Genomic DNA, 17,061 nt, shown 5'->3' on the forward strand with positions numbered 1-17,061 from the left:
CCGGCCTCAGACGCCGCGGACCGCGGCCGTGGACCCCCGTACCACCAGCTCCGGCTGGAACACGTACTCCGTACGCTGCACCGGGCTGCCGCCGATCTCCTCCAGCAGGGCGCTCACCGCGGCGGCCGCCATCGCCTGCACGGGCTGACGCACCGTCGTCAGCGGCGGGTCGGTGAACGCGATCAGCTGCGAGTCGTCGAAGCCCACCACCGACACGTCGCGCGGCACGCCGAGTCCGCGGCCCCGGGCCGCGCGCACCACGCCGAGCGCCATCTGGTCACTGCCGCAGACGATGCCCGTGCACCCCTGGTCGAGCAGCGCACCGGCCGCGACCTGACCGCCCTCGACACCGAACAGCGCGGAGCAGACCAGGAGTTCGGCCTCGGTCCGGTCCAGGCCGAGGACGTTCACGGCGGCGTCGAGGAAACTCTCGCGCTTGCGGCGGGACGGCACGTAGCGCTGCGGCCCGATGGCCAGGCCGACCCTGCGGTGGCCGAGTTCGGCGAGGTGGCCGACGGCCATCCGTACGGCGGCGGAGTCGTCGGGCGAGACGAACGGGGCGTTGATCCGTTCGTTGTAGCCGTTGATCAGGACGAAGGGCACACCGCGTTCGGTGAGTGCGGCGTACCGGGCCGGGTCGGCCGACAGGTCGGCGTGCAGCCCGGACAGGAAGACGATCCCGCCGACACCCCGTTCGACGAGCTGCTCGACGAGTTCGTCCTCGGTGGCGCCGCCGGGTGTCTGGGTACAGAGCACCGGGGTGTAGCCGTGCCCGGCCAGGGCCTGTTCGACGGCCTGCGCGAACGCCGGGAAGATCGGGTTGGTGAGCTCGGGAGTCACCAGCCCGATCAGCCCGGCGCTGCGCTGCCGCAGCCGCACAGGACGTTCGTAGCCCAGGATGTCCAGCGCCGCGAGCACCCGCTGACGCGTGGTGTCCGCGACACCCGGTTTCCCGTTGAGCACCCGGCTGACGGTCGCCTCGCTGACCGCTGCCTGGCCGGCGATGTCCGAGAGCCTCGGCGCACCACCGGTCCTGGGCAGGGGAACCGTCACACCGTCCACCACACCGTGGTGTCCGCGGGCAGCTCGATCTCGGCGCCGTCGGGGACGACCGGGGCGCTGGACAGCAGGACGGTGCCGCGCACGGGGATGCGTACCGGACGGCCCGTCGTGTTGACGGTGCAGATGAAACCGGGGCGGGCGAAGATCAGCAGCCCCTCGGGGGCCTGGAGCCACTCCACCGCGGTCCCGGCGCCGAGCCCCGGGTGCGCCCGGCGGGCGGCGATCGCGGCCCGGTACAGCTCCAGCGTGGAGTTCGCGTCGCCGGTCTGCGCCTCGACGCTCAGCGCGCCCCAGCTGTCGGGCTGCGGCAGCCAGCTGCCGCCGCTGCCGAAGCCGTACGAGCCGCCCTCGCGGGTCCACGGGATCGGCACCCGGCAGCCGTCGCGGAAACCGTCCTGGCCCTCCGCGCGGAAGAACGACGGGTCCTGGCGGGCCTCGTCGGGCAGGTCGGTGACGTCGGGCAGGCCGAGCTCCTCGCCCTGGTAGACGTACGCGGAACCGGGCAGCGCCAGCATCAGCAGGGTGGCGGCGCGGGCCCGGCGCAGGCCCAGTACGGGGTCGCCGGCCGTGCGGATCTGGGTGCCGAGGCCGGGCGGGTTCGCGAACCGGGTGGCGTGCCGGGTCACGTCGTGGTTGGAGAGCACCCAGGTGGCGGGGGCACCGACCGGACGCATCGCGTCGAGCGAGGTGTCGATGACCTCGCGCAGCTCGGCGGCGTCCCAGGCGGTGGAGAGGTACTGGAAGTTGAACGCCTGGTGCATCTCGTCGGGGCGCACGTAGTTGGCGGTGCGCTCGACGGTCGGGGTCCATGCCTCGGCGACGGCGATGCGGTCGCCGGGGTACTCGTCGAGGATGGTGCGCCAGGAGCGGTAGATCGCGTGGACCCCGTCCTGGTCGAAGAACGGCATGACGTCGTTGCCGAGCAGCTTGAGCTGGTCGTGCGTGCCGAGGTCGGGCAGGCCGGCGGCCTTGACGAGGCCGTGGGCGACGTCGACCCGGAAGCCGTCGACGCCCATGTCGAGCCAGAAGCGCAGGATCGAGCGGAACTCGTCGGCGACGGCCGGGTGTTCCCAGTTGAAGTCCGGCTGCTCGGGCGCGAAGAGGTGGAGGTACCAGTCGCCGGGGGTGCCGTCCGGGTCGGTGGTCCGGGTCCAGGCGGGGCCGCCGAAGATGGACTCCCAGTCGTTGGGCGGGAGTTCGCCGTCCGCGCCCTTGCCGGGGCGGAAGTGGTAGCGCTCGCGCAGCGGGGAGCCGGGGCCTTCCGCGAGGGCCCGCTTGAACCACTCGTGCTGGTCGGAGGAGTGGTTGGGCACCAGGTCCACGATGATCCGCAGGCCCAGGTCGTGGGCGTCCCGGATCAGCGCGTCGGCGTCCATCAGGGTGCCGAACATGGGGTCGATGGCGCGATAGTCGGCGACGTCGTAGCCCGCGTCGGCCTGCGGGGACGCGTAGAACGGGCTGAGCCAGACCGCGTCGACACCGAGACCCTTGAGGTACGGAAGTCTGCCGCGTACGCCTGCGAGATCGCCCATGCCGTCGCCGTTGCCGTCGGCGAAGCTCCGTGGATAGACCTGGTAGATCACCGCGTCCTGCCACCAGCCGGTCCGGTGGGCCGGAGCGTCGGCGGACGTGCCGGTGGAGGGGGCAGCGAGGTGCTGGGTCATGTCGTCCCTGGGGTGTCTGGGGTGGGGAGCGTCGCCGGACCGGGTCGGGATACCGGCGACGCCGTGACTTGGTGCGTGCGGGGCGTACGGGGCGGGCCGCGTCAGCCCTTGACGGCTCCGGCGGACATGCCGGTGACGAGGTGGCGCTGGGCGAAGAGGAAGACCAGGGCCGCGGGTATCGCGATCAGCACGGACGCGGCGGTCATCGCTCCCCACTGGGCTCCGTACTTGTTGACGAAGAGCTGGAGTCCGCCCGCGAGGGTGAGGTTGTCCTCGCCGACCATGAAGGCGGAGGCGTACGCCACTTCGCCCCACGCGGTGATGAAGGAGTAGAACGCGGTGACGGCGAGGCCGGGCTTGGCGAGCGGCAGGATGAGCCGCCAGAACGTGCCGAACGGGGTGAGGCCGTCGACCTGGCCCGACTCGTCGATCTCGCGCGGGATCGTGTCGAAGAAGCCCTTCATCATCCAGGCGCAGAACGGCACCGAGATGGTGAGGTAGGTGATGACGAGGCCGGCGGGCTGATTCAGCAGCCCCATGCCCGCCATGATGTTGTAGATCGGCACGATGAGGACGGCGACCGGGAACATCTGGGTGATCAGCAGCGTCCACATCAGCCCGCGCTTGCCGGGGAAGCGGAAGCGGCTGACGGCGTAGCCGGTGGAGGCGGAGACGATGACGCCGAGGAGCGTGGTGAGCCCGGCGATGAGCAGGGAGTTGCCGAACCAGGTGAGGAACTTCGTGTTCTGGATGAGGTTCGTGTAGTTGGCGAACGTCGTCTCTTTGAAGAAGTCCGTGGTGGTCGCGTAAGCGGCGGGCTTCAGCGAGGTGAGCAGGACCCACAGCACGGGGAAGACGGCGATCACGGACGCGACGATGAGCGTGAGGTGCAGCCCGACGGAGGCGATCGGCGAACGCTCGCCGCGCAGCCGGACCTTGCGCGCGGAGTGCCGTGCGGAGGTCGCCGGGGCGGTGGTTGCGGGGGCGGTGGTCACCAGTCGTCTCCCTGGGTGCGCAGGACTCGCCGGTAGACGGCGGCGAAGATCAGCAGGAGTACGAGGATCAGTACGCCCCAGGTGGAGGACTGCGCGAAGTCGCGCGGGCTGATCTCGAAGGAGAACTTGTACGCCTGGGTGACCAGGATCTGGGTGGCCTCGCCGGGTCCGCCGCGGGTCAGCAGGTAGATCACCGGGAACATGTTGAAGGTCCAGATGGTGGAGAGCAGGATCACCGTGGTGGAGACCGGCCGCAGTCCGGGCAGCGTGATGTGGCGGAAGCGCTGCCAGGCGGTGGCACCGTCCATCTCGGCGGCCTCGTACTGCTCGCTGGGGATGGACTGCAGTCCGCCGAGCAGGGCGACCAACATGAACGGCACGCCGAGCCAGACGTTGACGGCGATGACGGAGACCTTCGCCCAGGTGGGGTCGTTGAGCCAGGGCACGGCGTCGATCCCGCCGCCGGAGAGGATCTTGTTGAGCAGCCCGCGTTCCTCGTTGTAGAGGAAGCGCCAGGCGAAGACGGAGACGAAGCCGGGGATGGCCCAGGGCAGGATGAGCGCCATCCGGTACGCGGAGCGTCCGGCTATCTTGCGGTTGAGGATGTTGGCGAGGGCCATACCGAGGGAGAAGGTGATGGCCACGCAGGAGACCGTCCACACCAGCGTCCACCCGAGCGTGCCGAGGAACTGCTCGCCCGTGATCGCCTCGGTGTAATTGTCCAGGCCCACGAACTTGTACGTGGCGGGCGAGTGGTTGACACCGATGGACCGCTCGACGTTGCGCTCATTGGCATCGGTCATCGACAGGTAGATGCCGCGGACCAGCGGATAGCCGATGATCACGCCGATCACGATCACGACCGGGGCGACCATGGTCCACGCGTACCAGTGGGTCGACAGGGCCCGCCGGAGCCTGCCCGGCGGCGTGGGGGTGCCAGTACCGCGGCTCCGGCCGCGGGCGACGTCGTCGCCCGCGGCCTTCGCCACCGACTGGCTGGTGTGGACAGCCATCAGCCGGCCTGCCTTCCTGTTACTTCCAGCCCTTGAGGAGCTTGCGGTAGGAGTCGCCGGTCGTCTTGGCGCCCTTCTCCGGCGTCGTCTGGCCGGTGAGGACCTTGGTGTACTCGGTGACGAGCGGCGCGAAGAGGCTGCCGGTCTCCGGGATCCAGGGGCGCTCGACGGCGGTCTCGACGACGGGCTTGAAGAAGCCGACGATCTCGTTGTCGACGACGTCCTGCTTGGCGTAGGCGGAGGTACGGGTCGGCAGGAGGCTCAGCTCCTTGGTGACCTTGGCCTGGGTGTCCGCGGACGTCATGTAGTCGACGAACGCGTAGGAGGCGTCGAGGTTCTTGGACCCGGCGTAGACGGCCAGGTTGTGACCGCCCTGCGGGGCGCCCTGCGCGGCGGAGCCGGCCGGGACCGGGGCGATGCCCAGGTTGGCCTTGTCCTTGAACTCCTTGCCTGCGTAGGTGTCGGCGACGGCCCACGGGCCGTTGATGATCATGGCGACCTTGCCGTCCTTGAAGGACGACTGCATGTTGTCCCAGCCGTCCGTCGCGTCGGTCTTGGCGGCACCGGTGTCGACGAGGTCCTTGACGACCTTCATCGCCTTGACGCCCGCGGGGTTGTCGACGGTGACGGACTTGTTGGAGGCGTCGACCATGTCGCCGCCCTCGCCGTAGAGGAAGGAGAGGAACCAGTACGCGTCGTCGCCGCGCAGGTACATGCCGGTCTTGCCGGTCTTGTCCTTGATCTTCTTGGAGACGGTCTTCAGCTCGTCGACGGTCTTGGGGACCTCGACCCCAGCCTCCTTGAAGATCTTCTTGTTGTAGAAGATGCCCATGGAGTCGATGACCTGCGGCACTGCGTACGTCTTGCCGTTGTACTTGGTGGACGCGGCGGCCTGCTTCAGGAAGTCGTCCGGGTTCTTCAGCGCGGCGGTGCCGTCCAGCGGGGCAAGGTAGTCGAGGTCCGCGAACTCGGGGGTCCAGGCGACCTCGGAGCGGATGACGTCGGGGGCGTCGGAGCCGGACTGGGCCGCGTTCTTGAACTTGTTCTGCGCGTCACCGAAGGGCACGTTGATGTACTTGATGCGGACCTTCGGGTGCTGCTTGGTGAAGTCCTCGGCGATCTTCTTGAAGACCTTGTCCTCGCTGCCCACGGTCGAGGTGTCCCACCACGTCACCGTGCCGGAGAGCTCGCCCGAGCTCTTGCTCTTACCCTCGGACTCGCTGTCGCTGTCGCTGCCGCAGGCGGTCGCCGCGAGCGCCAGGGCCGCGACCAGGGCGGTGGCCGTTATGCCACGTCGCATCTGAACTCCTTCAACTGCCGTACCGCTCCGTCGCGGCGCCGGGTCGACGTGAACGTAACAAGGATGAAAGAACACCGAAAGAGTTTGCGGAAGATTTCTGCAAGCCTCGACAATCGTTACTTTCGCGTGTCCTCACGGTTGCCGTCAAGCCTCTTGACGGGGGGTGTCAATTCCTGGCAGCGGCAGGCCACAGCCCGTAATCCAGAAGTGCGACGATCCGACCGCGGCCCGCGAATCGGTCTCGCAAGTCCTTGCAAGATGTTGCCGCGTCGGCACCCCGGACCACCTCACGGGCGGTGGCGCCCGCTTCCTGCGGATGGTGGGCAATCCGACATACGCCCGGTACAGTCCACTTCCATGACCGCACGGCTTGCCGATATCGCAACTCAGGCGGGGGTCAGCGAAGCGACGGTCAGCCGTGTACTGAACGGCAAGCCCGGTGTTGCAGCGGCCACCCGTGAATCCGTCCTCGCCGCGCTCGACGTTCTCGGCTACGAGCGTCCCGTACGGCTGCGCAGGCGCAGCGCGGGACTGGTCGGGCTGATCACGCCCGAGCTGGAGAACCCCATCTTCCCGGCGCTGGCGCAGGTCATCGGCCAGGCGCTGACCCGGCAGGGCTACACCCCGGTGCTGGCGACCCAGACCCCCGGCGGCTCCACCGAGGACGAGCTGACCGAAATGCTGGTCGACCGCGGCGTCTCGGGCATCATCTTCGTCTCCGGGCTGCACGCCGACACCTCGGCCGATATGCAGCGCTACGAGCAACTGCGCGCCCAGGGCGTCCCCTTCGTTCTGGTGAACGGTTTCTCGCCCAAGGTCCAGGCGCCGTTCATCTCGCCGGACGACCGGGCCGCGATGCGGCTCGCCGTGACGCACCTGGTGTCGCTCGGCCATCAGCGGATCGGCCTGGCGGTCGGCCCCAAGCGGTTCGTGCCGGTCCTGCGCAAGATCGAGGGCTTCCGCTCATGCGTGCAGGAGCAGTTGAACCTCGCTCCGGACGAGGTGGAGGGGCTGATCCAGCACTCGCTGTTCACCCTGGAGGGCGGGCAGGCCGCCGCGTCGGCGCTGATGGAGCGGGGGTGCACGGCGGTGGTGTGCGCGAGCGACATGATGGCGCTCGGTGCGATCAGGGCCGCCCGCCGGCTGTCGCTGGAGGTGCCGCGCGATCTGTCGGTGGTGGGTTTCGACGACTCGCCGCTCATAGCGTTCACCGATCCGCCGCTGACGACGATCCGGCAGCCGGTGACGGCGATGGGCCAGGCCGCCGTGCGCACCCTCCTCGAAGAGATCGGCGGCACACCCGCCCCGCACAGCGAGTTCGTCTTCATGCCCGAGCTGGTCGTCCGCGGTTCAACGGCTGCGGGCCCCGGGCCCGCTCCCGTCTCCGCGCCCGGACCTCTTCCAGGTTCGCACGCCCGCTCCTAGCGGCCCGGCAGACTGATGTGCGGCCCGGACCCGACCGGAGGATGATCGGGCGGGAAAGACATTTCTGGCAGACTCTGTGCCTATGGGTGAATTGAGTGGGACATCACAGGAAGCCCGGTTGGGGGCCACCCCGTCACCCATCGTGGACGAGGCGGCCCCGACGGCGGACGCGCAGGAGAACGCCGGGCGGCGCGACGGCGGCCCGCCCGGACTTCGCTCCCCGCGTTCCCTGCGCTCCTTGCGGTCCCCGCGCCGGCCACGCGTCCGGTTCGAATTCCTGCTGCTCGCGGCCAGTTACTGGGTGTACTCCCTGGTGCGCAACGCCGTCCCCGAACAGCGGGCCGAAGCACTGCGCAACGCCGGCCGGATCTGGTCGGTCGAGACCCACCTGGGCATCGCCGTCGAACAGACCGTCAACCACGCGGTGAATTCCGTGGCATGGCTGATCGTGTCGATGAACTACTACTACGCGACACTGCACTTCGTCGTCACCGTCTGCGTGCTGGTGTGGCTGTTCCACCGTCACCCCGGCCGTTACGCGGCGGCACGTCTGGCCCTGTTCGCCACCACGGCCGTGGCACTGCTCGGCTACTACTTGTACCCGCTGGCACCGCCCCGGCTGATGAGCGGCGGCCACTTCATCGACACCGTTGTGGTCCATCAGACCTGGGGTTCGATGGCCTCGGGCAACTTCAAGAACATGTCGAACCAGTACGCGGCCATGCCCTCGATGCACATCGGCTGGTCGCTCTGGTGCGGCCTGACGCTCTACGCACTGGCCGCCGCGCCCTGGGTCCGCGTCCTGGGTCTGCTCTACCCGGCGGTCACCCTGCTCGTGATCGTGTCGACCGCCAACCACTTCTGGCTGGACGCACTGGGCGGCATGCTGTGTCTGGCCGTCGGCTACGCGGCCTCCTACGCCTGGTACGGCTCGCTGCCGCACCACCTCGCGAAGCGGGTGCCGCTGTCGCTGGAGAGGCCGCGGCCCGTCGGCCTGTCCGCGGCGGGACGCACCTGAGCGGACGCTCCTGCGTCCCGACGCCCGGGCGGGCGGACCAAGCCCGCCCGCCGTCCTGGACCGGGGTCCGGGAGGACGCCCCGGAAGGTCCGCGCGGCCCGCGTGAGGGGGCGCGCCCCTCACGCCCCGTAGAACCGCTCCTCCACCACCGCCCGCGCCCGCCGCGTGATCCGCCGGTAGTCGTCCAGCATGTCCCCGACGTGCCCCGGCTCATACCCCAGGTACCGCCCCACCGCGGTGAGTTCACGCGGCCCCGACGGGAACGTGTCGCCGGGCCGCCCCCGTACCAGCATCACCGCGTTGCGGACCCGTGTCGCCAGCACCCACGCCTCGTCCAGGGTCTGCGCGTCCTCGCCCGGGATCAGCTCCGCGGCACATGCCGCGGCCAGCGCCTCGCGGGTACGGGTCGTCCGCAGCCCCGGCTCCGCCCAGCCTTGCTGCATCTGCATCAGCTGGACCGTCCACTCGACATCGCTCAGCCCGCCGCGCCCCAGCTTGGTGTGGAGCGTCGGGTCCGCGCCGCGCGGCAGCCGTTCGGACTCCATCCGGGCCTTCAGACGGCGGATCTCACGAACCGCGTCCTCCCCGAGACCCTCCATCGGGTACCGCAGCGGATCGATCAACTCGATGAATTCACGGCCGAGTTCCTCGTCGCCCGCCATCGGCTCGGCGCGCAGCAGCGCCTGGCTCTCCCAGACCAGCGACCAGCGCCGGTAGTAGGCCTCGTACGACTTCAGGGTACGCACCAGCGGCCCGCTCTTGCCCTCCGGCCGCAGATCCGCGTCGATCACCAACGGCGGGTCGGCGGTGGGCAGTTGCAGCAGTTTCCGCAGCTCGGAGACCACCTGGTTCGCGGCCTGCGCCGCCTCGTGGCCGTCGACGCCCTCGCGCGGTGAGTGGACGAACAGCACATCGGCGTCGGAGCCGTATCCGAGCTCGTGTCCGCCGAACCGGCCCATGCCGATGACCGCGAACCGGGTGGGCAGCATGTCCCCCCACTGTTCGCGTACGACGGCGCGCAGGGCGCCCGCGATCGTGACGGCGTTCAGATCGGTGACCGCGTTGCCGACCCGGTCGACGAGGGCCCCGGGGTCCTGCTCGGCGGGGCGCTCCTCCGTACCGTACGAGCCGATGAGGTCCGCGGCCGTGGTCCGGAACAGCTCGCGCCGCCGCACCCCGCGCACCACGGCGACGGCGGATTCGGCGCCCTTCGCCCGTCCCACCGCGGCCAGCACCTCCTGTTCCAGGTGCTCCCGGCCGCGCGGCTTCAGGCCCTGCCGGTCGCCGAGTATCGCCACGGCCTCGGGCGCCCGGAGCAGCAGGTCGGGGGCGAGCCGGCCGGCCGAGAGCACCCGGGCGAGGTTCTCCGCGGCGGCGCCCTCGTCCCGCAGCAGCCGCAGGTACCAGGGGGTCTTGCCGAGTGCGTCGGACACCTTGCGGAAGCCGAGCAGCCCGGCGTCGGGGTCGGCGGAGTCCGCGAACCAGCCGAGCAGCACCGGCAGCAGGGTGCGCTGGATGGCGGCCTTGCGGGTCACGCCGGACGACAGCGCCTCCAGGTGCCGCAGCGCGGCGGCCGGATCGGCGTATCCGAGGGCTTCGAGCCGGTGCTCGGCCGCCTTCGCGCTGAGCCGGGACTCGCCGGGCGCGAGCTGGGCGACGGCGTCCAGCAGCGGCCGGTAGAACAGCTTCTCGTGCAGCCGCCGCACCACGGAGGCGTGCCGTTTCCACGCCTGGTTGAGTTCGGTGATCGGGTCCGTGCGCATCCCGAGTGAGCGTCCGATGCGCCGCAGATCCGCCTCGCCCTCGGGGACCAGATGGGTGCGGCGCAGCCGGTAGAGCTGGATGCGGTGTTCCATGGCCCGCAGGAAGCGGTAGGCGTCGTCCAGCTGCGCGGCGTCCACCCGTCCCACGTAGCCGCCCGCGGCGAGCGCCCGCAGCGCGTCCAGCGTGGAGCCGCTGCGCAGGGTCGAGTCGTTGCGGCCGTGCACCAGCTGGAGCAGCTGTACGGCGAATTCGACGTCCCGCAGCCCGCCGGGGCCGAGCTTGATCTCACGGTCGACACGGTCGGCGGGGATGTTGTCGACGACGCGGCGGCGCATCTTCTGCACGTCGGCGACGAAGTTCTCGCGGTCCGCGGCCTGCCACACGAGCGGCGAGACGGCCTCGACGTACTCCGCGCCCAGCTCGGGATCGCCCGCCACCGGCCGGGCCTTGAGGAGCGCCTGGAACTCCCAGGTCTTGGCCCAGCGCTGGTAGTACGCGAGATGCGAGGACAACGTCCGTACGAGGGGTCCGTTGCGGCCCTCGGGGCGGAGGTTGGCGTCGACGGGCCAGATGGTGCCCTCGACGGTCGTGTCGGAGCAGATCCGCATCATGTGCGCGGACAGCCGGGTGGCGGCCTGCACGCCCGCGCTCTCCTCGACGCCGTCGGCCGGTTCGGCGACGAAGATGACGTCGACGTCGGAGACGTAGTTCAGCTCGTGGCCGCCGCACTTGCCCATCGCGATGACGGCGAGCCGGCACTGCGCGGCGTCGGCGGGTGCGGCCGTACGGGCGATGGCGAGCGCCGCGCGCAGGGTCGCCGTAGCCAGATCGGCCAGTTCGGCGGCGGCCTCGGCGACGTCCGTCGTACCGCACACGTCGCGGGCCGCTATGGCCAGCAGGCACCGGCGATAGGCGACGCGCAGCGAGTCGGGGTCGTCGGCCCCGGCGAGCCCCTGCTCGAATTCGGGCACCCCGGGGTGCAGATCCGTGGCCTCGTAGGTGACGAGCGCCTGCCAGTCGCGGGGGTGGCGGGCCAGGTGGTCACCGAGCGCCTCGGACGCCCCGAGCACCCCGAGCAGCCGGTCCCGCAGCGGTTTGGCGGTGACGAGGGTGTCCAGCAGGATCTGCCGCTCGTCCGGCTCCTCGGCCTCCACGAGGCGGACGACCCCGCGCAGTGCCAGATCGGGGTCGGCAGTGGCCCCGAGGGCGTCGAGCAGCACCGGATCGGAGCGTACGGACGACAGCTCGGGCAGGTCGAGGAGCCGCTCCGCGGCGGACGGGTCGGTGAAACCGTGCCGCAGCAGTCGGGTGAACGTGCTGCTCCTGCGCCCCGGCACCGTCGTCATTCCGTGCTCTCCTGCTCGCCGCCCACACACCATCCAGCGTTCCGAGCCTAGCCCGGCGCCGATGAATTCGGCGCGGGTGCGCGGTCCACACTTCGCAGGCAGGATCACTTCGAGGACCGTACCGGGAGGACTGTATGCCCGGATTCGAACCCGTCGCCGAGCTGGATGCCCGCTACAGCGCCGAGGGCGCGGCAGCGGGCTCGTGGCCGGCGGAAGCCGGAATCCCGAGCCCGGACCGGGCCGCCTCGGTGCCCGTCCGGGCTCAGTTCGCGGACGGCCCTGGCCGGGTCGCGACGACGACGGTCGCGTACAGCTCGTCGGAGGTGACGACGCGCGGGATCAGGCCGCTGCGGGCGATGGTCTCCTCGGCCCGGGCCGCCTGCCGTTCGCTCGTCTCGACCAGCAGATGCCCGCCCGGTGCCAGCCACCGCGGGGCCTCGGCGGTGACCCGCCGCAGGATGTCGAGGCCGTCCCTTCCCCCGTCGAGTGCGACGCGCGGTTCGTGGATACGGGCTTCCGGGGGCAGCAGTTCGACGTCCTCCGTCGGTACGTACGGCACATTGGCGAGCAATATCTCCACCCGGCCGCGCAACGATCCGGGGAGCGGCTCGAAGAGGTCGCCCTCGTACACCCGGCCGGTGTCGGCGACGTTGCGGCGGGCGCACCGTACGGCCGCGGGTTCGACGTCGGTGGCGTGCAGTTCGATGCGGTCCAGCGTCGCGGCGAGCGCGGTGCCGAGTGCGCCCGAGCCGCAGCAGAGGTCGACGACGACCGCCCCGGATACGGCGAGGGCGGCGGCCTGCCGGACCAGGAACTCGGTGCGGCGGCGAGGTACGAAGACGCCGGGGTCCACGGCGACCCGCAGACCGCTGAACTCGGCCCAGCCGAGGACGTGTTCCAGGGGCAGACCGGCGGTCCGCCGTTCGACCATGGCGGCGAGTTCGGCGGGGCCGGTCGCCGTGGAGACAATCAACTCCGCTTCCTCCTCGGCGAATACGCAGCCGGCGGCGCGGAGTGTGGTGACGATGGTGGACACGGTGAGCGGTGAAGCGGGAACCGACACGAAGCGCAGCCTTTCGGGAAAGCCGATGGGCGCTCCGCGGTCGATTATGTCGGGTCGACCACGCGATCATGTGGGGTGAGCACCCAGCCTGATACAGCGGTAATGGGTCTCACCTCCTTGGTAGGTCCCCGGTGTGGGGATGCGTCACATTACCTCAGTCGCGGCATCGGGCGGTGCCCTCCGGCCGGAAGGGCTCGCGGCGTACGCGGCGTACGCGAGGGCGTGGCCCGGGACGCCGAGGGGCCGGCGGCTCCCTCGGTGTCCCGGGCCACGCCGTGTGCGGCGAACGCGGCCGCCGCACAGGCACGAACGACAGGACCTGCTAAAGGTCCACGCTGTCGCGCAGCTTCGTCGGCGTCAGGAACAGAGCGGCGATCACGCCGACCACCGCGATGGCGGCCGAGATCAGGAAGATGGTGCCGGTCGCGTCGCCGTACGCGGCGCGCACCACCTCCTGGATCTGTGGCGGCATCGCGTCGATGTTCAGGGTGGCGCCGCCCGAGGACGAGGCCGCCGGGTCGATGCCGAGCTTCGCCAGGCCGTGGGTGATCTTCGTGGAGACCTGGTTGGCGAGCACCGCCCCGAGCACGGAGACCCCGATCGTGCCGCCGAGCGAGCGGAAGAAGGTGATCGCGCCACTGGCCGCGCCGAGTTCGCCGAGCGGGACCGTGTTCTGGAGGACGAGGACCAGGTTCTGCATCGACATGCCGACACCGGCACCGACCGCGAGCATGCCGAGGGAGACGAGGACCAGCGGGGTCTCGTGGTCGATGGTGGACAGGCCCAGGAAGCCCAGCGTGAGGACGGCGACGCCGGTGATGATGTACGGCTTCACCTTGCCGGTCCTGGAGACCATGCGTCCGGCGACGGTGGAGGAGACCAGCACGCCGAACATCAGCGGGATGGTGAGGAGTCCGGCCTCGGTCGGTGAGTAGCCGCGGCCGATCTGGAAGTACTGGCCGAGGAAGACCGCGCCACCGAACATCGCCATGCCGACCGCGAGGCTCGCGACGATGGCGAGCGCGGGGTCGCGGCGGCGTACGACATGGAGCGGGACGACCGGCTCCTTGACACGGCTCTCGACCACGACGGCGGCGATCAGGATCAGGGCACTGACACCGACCATGACGAGGGTCTGCCAGGACAGCCAGTCGAAGTCGTTGCCGACGAAGGTGACCCAGAGCAGCAGCAGGCTGACGCCCGCGGCGATCAGCGAGGCGCCCAGGTAGTCGACCTTCGTCTCCGGACGGCGGACCTCGGTGAGGTGCAGGGTGCGGGTGAGCATCACGAGGGCGATCAGCGTGAACGGGACGGCGATGAAGAAGCACCAGCGCCAGCCGAGCCACGACGTGTCGGTGATGAAGCCGCCCAGCAGCGGTCCGCCCACGGTGGCGACGGCCATGACGCCGCCCAGGTAACCGTTGTAGCGGCCGCGCTCCTTGGGGCTGATCATCGCCGCGATGATGACCTGGACGAGCACCTGCAGAGCGCCCATACCGAGGCCCTGCACGGCACGGAAGGTGATCAACTGCCCGGTGGACTGGGCGAATCCGCAGGCGATCGACGAGACGACGAAGATGCCGATGGATATCTGGAGCAGCAGCTTCTTGCTGAACAGGTCGGCGAGCTTGCCCCAGATCGGAGTGGAGGCCGTGGAGGCCAGCAGGGACGCGGTGACGACCCAGGTGTACTGCGACTGGTTGCCGTCCAGCGAGCCGATGATCTTCGGCAGAGCCACCGACACCACGGTGCTGCTGATCATCGCCACGAACAGCACGATCAGCAGACCGCTCAGCGCCCGCAGTACATGACGGTGATCCATCGGCGCGACTTCGGTCGGCGCAGCCGTTTGTGCGCTCACGCGCAACCTCCGGGGGTTCGAACAGGGGGCAGGAAAGGTTTCACCATACATGCCCAATGGGCAATTATGCCCACTGTGCAATTATGCCCGGACTGAGGAAACCGGCGGAGAGATACTGAACCCATGGAGAGCCCTGTGGGACTGCGGGAACGCAAGAAGGAAGCCACGCGCCAGGCCGTGCACGAGGCCACCTTGCGGCTGGCCATCAAGCACGGCTTCGACCACGTCACGGTGGAGGCCGTCGCGGACGCCGCCGGGATCTCCCGCAGAACGTTCTCCAACTACTTCACGGGCAAGGAGGACGCCCTCCTGTACGGGGAGGAGCAACAGGTCAGGGAGCTCGTCCGCACCATGCGCGACCGGCCCGCCGAGGAGACCGCGTGGGCGGCGCTGCGGGCGGCCATGGCGCAGTTCGCCGAACGGGTCGCACCCCCGGAGCGCGAGTGGGCCCTACGGACCAGGCTGGCGATGCGGCACCCTTCACTGCTCGCCCGTCAACTCGCCAACCACGCAGCCCTGGAACGGGACTTGGCCGACGCCGTGGCGGTCCGCCGGGGCCCGACGGAGAAACCGGTCCGCCCGCAGGTCCTGGCCGCGGCGTTCCTCTCCTCGTTGCGGATCGCCATGCGCATGTGGATCGAGGAGGACCTGGCCCGCGAGCCCTCCGAGGTGATCGCCGAGATCCTGGACGAGATGGCCTGCCGGTTCGACTGAATCCGTGAACGGGATCCGGTCGGTGTAGTCCCGGTCGACGACATCCTGGACGGCCGGCGGTTTCTGCCGCTCGCTCGGCGCGCGCAAGTCCGGCGTGGGCGTCGCGGGCGCCGTACAGCGCGACGTATCAGGTGCGCAGCAGCGCATGGGCTTCGAGCGTCACGTCGCGTCGCGCACGCGCGTGCGAGGCCGGCGCTCTGCTCGTAGTAGGTATTCGCGGTGGTGCGCTCACGGCGCTGGGACGCGTCCCGGGCGAGCTGACCCATGAGCGTGCAGGCATCGGCGTGCAGGGCGCGGAGTTTGGGGGTGTGCGTGAGCGTGGATACCAAGCAGAAGGAGCCGATCGGCGACTTCGCTCGGCCAGGTCGCACCTACCGGCCCAAGAGTTGCCCGGCAGGCTGTCTTCAGGATCTGATCTTCGAGGCCGGCCCAAAGCAGCTCCAGCCCAAAGCCGCTCCAGCCCAAAGCCGCTACGCCGACTGAAGTTCCCCCTTGATCTTGGACAGCGGTTGTTTACGCTGCGGGGGTAAATTCGTGCTGCAGCCTGGCTCGGGTTTCGAGTGGGGTGAGGTACCCGAACTCGGGGTGCTTGCGGAGCCTGGTGCGGTTGTACTCGACCTCGATGAAGCGGAAGACGTCGGCGCGGGCCGCCTCACGGCTCTCCCAGACGGCGGTGCCGATCTCCGCTTTCAGTAGACCGAAGAAGCTCTCGGCTGCGGCGTTATCGTAGCATATGCCGGTTCGTCCCATGCTCTGTCTCAGGTTCAACTCCCGCAGCTCGCGGCGGAATTCGCCACTCGTGTATTCGCTTCCGCGGTCGGTGTGCATGATGCAGCCGCCCTGAAGGTCGCCGCGGCCGGCGGCCATCCGCAGCGCGTCGGTGACCAGCTCGGCACGGTGGTGTTCGGCCATCGCGTACCCGATCACCTCGCGCGTCGCCAGGTCCATGACGGTCGCGAGATACCACCAGCCCTCGATCGTCGGCAGATAGGTGATGTCGCCGACGAGCTTCGTGCCGGACCGGGTAGCGGTGAAGTCGCGGCCAACCAGGTCCGGAGCCGGTGCGGCCTTGGTGTCCTGCTGCGTCAGGTGGCGGCGTCTGCGGCGGGTGACGCCGCGGATGTCGCGCTCGCGCATGATCCGCTCGACCTTCTTCCGGTTGATCGCATGGCCCTTGCGCCGCAGCGCGGCGTGCACGCGCGGGGCACCGTAGGCACCCCGTGAGGAGGCGTGGATCTCGCGGATCTCCTCGGTCAACTCATCCTCGGCACACTGCCGTTCGGCCGCTGCCGGCCGGGCCGCCAGCCAGGAGTAGTAGGTGGAGCGGTTGATCCCCGTGACGCGGCACAGCAAAGCCACGCTGTAGCCGTCGGGGTTGGCCTCGGCGGCCTTCTCCGCGTCGATGAAACGGCACAGAGTGCCTACTTCATCGTCTCCTTCGCGAAGAAGGCCGCTGCTTTTTTCAAGATCTCGATCGTCTGCTGCTGTTCCCGGTTCTCCCTGCGCAGCCGCTGGAGCTCTTCCTTCTCCGCCGTGGTCAGCGCGCCGGGCGCCCCCTCGCCGCGGTCGGCCTTCGCCTGCTTCACCCAGCCGCGAAGCCCCTCCGGACTCACACCGAGTTCCCGGGCGACCTCGGTGACATTCCGCCCTGACGACCGGACCAGTGCCACCGCGTCCCGCTTGAACTCCGACGTGTACCGCTTGCTCATGTTGCTCTTGCCACTCAACCTGGACTGCTTCCTCCGGGACCGATCCGTCCCAGTATCAGGCTGTCCAGTTCAGAGGGGGAACTTCAGACCTTCTCTGTTGCACGTCTGTGATCGAACCACATGGCGA

At 69.7% G+C, this 17,061-nt stretch carries 14 protein-coding genes; 4 read left to right on the forward strand and 10 right to left on the reverse strand.

Going from position 1 to position 17,061, the window contains the following annotated elements; all coding sequences use genetic code 11:
• Positions 1-6: 6 nt before the first annotated feature.
• From OG936_RS08655 to OG936_RS08675, 5 genes are all read right to left on the reverse strand, one after another.
• Positions 7-1,065, reverse strand: a complete 1,059-nt coding sequence (locus tag OG936_RS08655) for a LacI family DNA-binding transcriptional regulator (protein ID WP_327259353.1) — start codon at positions 1,063-1,065, stop codon at positions 7-9.
• Complete coding sequence (locus OG936_RS08660; protein ID WP_406493675.1) at positions 1,050-2,726, reverse strand: glycoside hydrolase family 13 protein; 1,677 nt, start codon at positions 2,724-2,726, stop codon at positions 1,050-1,052. The genes OG936_RS08655 and OG936_RS08660 overlap by 16 nt, the downstream gene beginning before the upstream one ends.
• Positions 2,727-2,827: 101 nt before the next feature.
• Positions 2,828-3,721 carry a sugar ABC transporter permease gene (locus OG936_RS08665; protein ID WP_406493677.1) on the reverse strand — a complete coding sequence of 298 codons (894 nt, stop codon included), beginning with the start codon at positions 3,719-3,721 and terminating at the stop codon, positions 2,828-2,830.
• Positions 3,718-4,734: a carbohydrate ABC transporter permease gene (locus OG936_RS08670; RefSeq protein ID WP_406493679.1), complete on the reverse strand. Its 1,017-nt coding sequence runs from the start codon at positions 4,732-4,734 to the stop codon at positions 3,718-3,720. Before OG936_RS08670 ends, OG936_RS08665 begins: the two co-directional genes overlap by 4 nt.
• A gap of 19 nt (positions 4,735-4,753) precedes the next feature.
• Positions 4,754-6,034, reverse strand: a complete 1,281-nt coding sequence (locus OG936_RS08675) for an extracellular solute-binding protein (RefSeq protein WP_406493681.1) — start codon at positions 6,032-6,034, stop codon at positions 4,754-4,756.
• A gap of 357 nt (positions 6,035-6,391) precedes the next feature.
• Here OG936_RS08675 and OG936_RS08680 point away from each other — a divergent pair, with 357 nt between their 5' ends.
• Complete coding sequence (locus OG936_RS08680; protein ID WP_266745789.1) at positions 6,392-7,459, forward strand: LacI family DNA-binding transcriptional regulator; 1,068 nt, start codon at positions 6,392-6,394, stop codon at positions 7,457-7,459.
• Positions 7,460-7,541: 82 nt separating this feature from the next.
• Positions 7,542-8,477 (forward strand): phosphatase PAP2 family protein, encoded by a 936-nt coding sequence (locus tag OG936_RS08685; protein WP_406493684.1) that lies wholly within the window; start codon positions 7,542-7,544, stop codon positions 8,475-8,477.
• 119 nt (positions 8,478-8,596) lie between these two features.
• Here OG936_RS08685 and OG936_RS08690 read toward each other — a convergent pair whose 3' ends face one another.
• From OG936_RS08690 to OG936_RS08700, 3 genes are all read right to left on the reverse strand, one after another.
• Positions 8,597-11,587 carry a bifunctional [glutamine synthetase] adenylyltransferase/[glutamine synthetase]-adenylyl-L-tyrosine phosphorylase gene (locus tag OG936_RS08690; protein WP_406493686.1) on the reverse strand — a complete coding sequence of 997 codons (2,991 nt, stop codon included), beginning with the start codon at positions 11,585-11,587 and terminating at the stop codon, positions 8,597-8,599.
• A 262-nt stretch (positions 11,588-11,849) separates the two neighbouring features.
• Entirely contained in the window at positions 11,850-12,650 is an 801-nt protein-coding gene (locus tag OG936_RS08695; RefSeq protein WP_406493688.1) for a putative protein N(5)-glutamine methyltransferase, read from the reverse strand.
• 322 nt (positions 12,651-12,972) lie between these two features.
• Complete coding sequence (locus OG936_RS08700) at positions 12,973-14,472, reverse strand: MDR family MFS transporter (protein WP_406500364.1); 1,500 nt, start codon at positions 14,470-14,472, stop codon at positions 12,973-12,975.
• Positions 14,473-14,634: 162 nt separating this feature from the next.
• On the opposite strand from OG936_RS08700, the gene OG936_RS08705 reads away from it, so the two are divergent.
• Entirely contained in the window at positions 14,635-15,225 is a 591-nt protein-coding gene (locus OG936_RS08705) for a TetR family transcriptional regulator (RefSeq protein ID WP_406493689.1), read from the forward strand.
• A 318-nt stretch (positions 15,226-15,543) separates the two neighbouring features.
• The gene (locus OG936_RS08710) at positions 15,544-15,708 is read left to right on the forward strand and encodes a hypothetical protein (protein WP_406493691.1); all 165 of its coding nucleotides are present in this window, start codon (positions 15,544-15,546) and stop codon (positions 15,706-15,708) included.
• A gap of 30 nt (positions 15,709-15,738) precedes the next feature.
• Here OG936_RS08710 and OG936_RS08715 read toward each other — a convergent pair whose 3' ends face one another.
• Together OG936_RS08715 and OG936_RS08720 are read right to left on the reverse strand one after the other, a co-directional pair.
• Entirely contained in the window at positions 15,739-16,641 is a 903-nt protein-coding gene (locus OG936_RS08715; protein ID WP_331746374.1) for an IS3 family transposase, read from the reverse strand.
• A 5-nt stretch (positions 16,642-16,646) separates the two neighbouring features.
• Entirely contained in the window at positions 16,647-16,952 is a 306-nt protein-coding gene (locus OG936_RS08720) for a transposase (RefSeq protein WP_266751048.1), read from the reverse strand.
• Positions 16,953-17,061 lie beyond the last annotated feature (109 nt).

The sequence above is a fragment of the Streptomyces sp. NBC_00846 genome, assembly GCF_045207325.1.
Lineage (GTDB): Bacteria > Actinomycetota > Actinomycetes > Streptomycetales > Streptomycetaceae > Streptomyces.

Excerpts from the sequence above, each read along its gene's own strand:
- OG936_RS08660 (WP_406493675.1), bottom strand. The coding sequence starts at position 2,726 with ATGACCCAGCACCTCGCTGCCCCCTCCACCGGCACGTCCGCCGACGCT.
- OG936_RS08670 (WP_406493679.1), bottom strand. The coding sequence starts at position 4,734 with ATGGCTGTCCACACCAGCCAGTCGGTGGCGAAGGCCGCGGGCGACGAC.
- OG936_RS08675 (WP_406493681.1), bottom strand. The coding sequence starts at position 6,034 with ATGCGACGTGGCATAACGGCCACCGCCCTGGTCGCGGCCCTGGCGCTC.
- OG936_RS08680 (WP_266745789.1), top strand. The coding sequence starts at position 6,392 with ATGACCGCACGGCTTGCCGATATCGCAACTCAGGCGGGGGTCAGCGAA.
- OG936_RS08685 (WP_406493684.1), top strand. The coding sequence starts at position 7,542 with ATGGGTGAATTGAGTGGGACATCACAGGAAGCCCGGTTGGGGGCCACC.
- OG936_RS08690 (WP_406493686.1), bottom strand. The coding sequence starts at position 11,587 with ATGACGACGGTGCCGGGGCGCAGGAGCAGCACGTTCACCCGACTGCTG.
- OG936_RS08700 (WP_406500364.1), bottom strand. The coding sequence starts at position 14,472 with ATGGATCACCGTCATGTACTGCGGGCGCTGAGCGGTCTGCTGATCGTG.
- OG936_RS08705 (WP_406493689.1), top strand. The coding sequence starts at position 14,635 with ATGGAGAGCCCTGTGGGACTGCGGGAACGCAAGAAGGAAGCCACGCGC.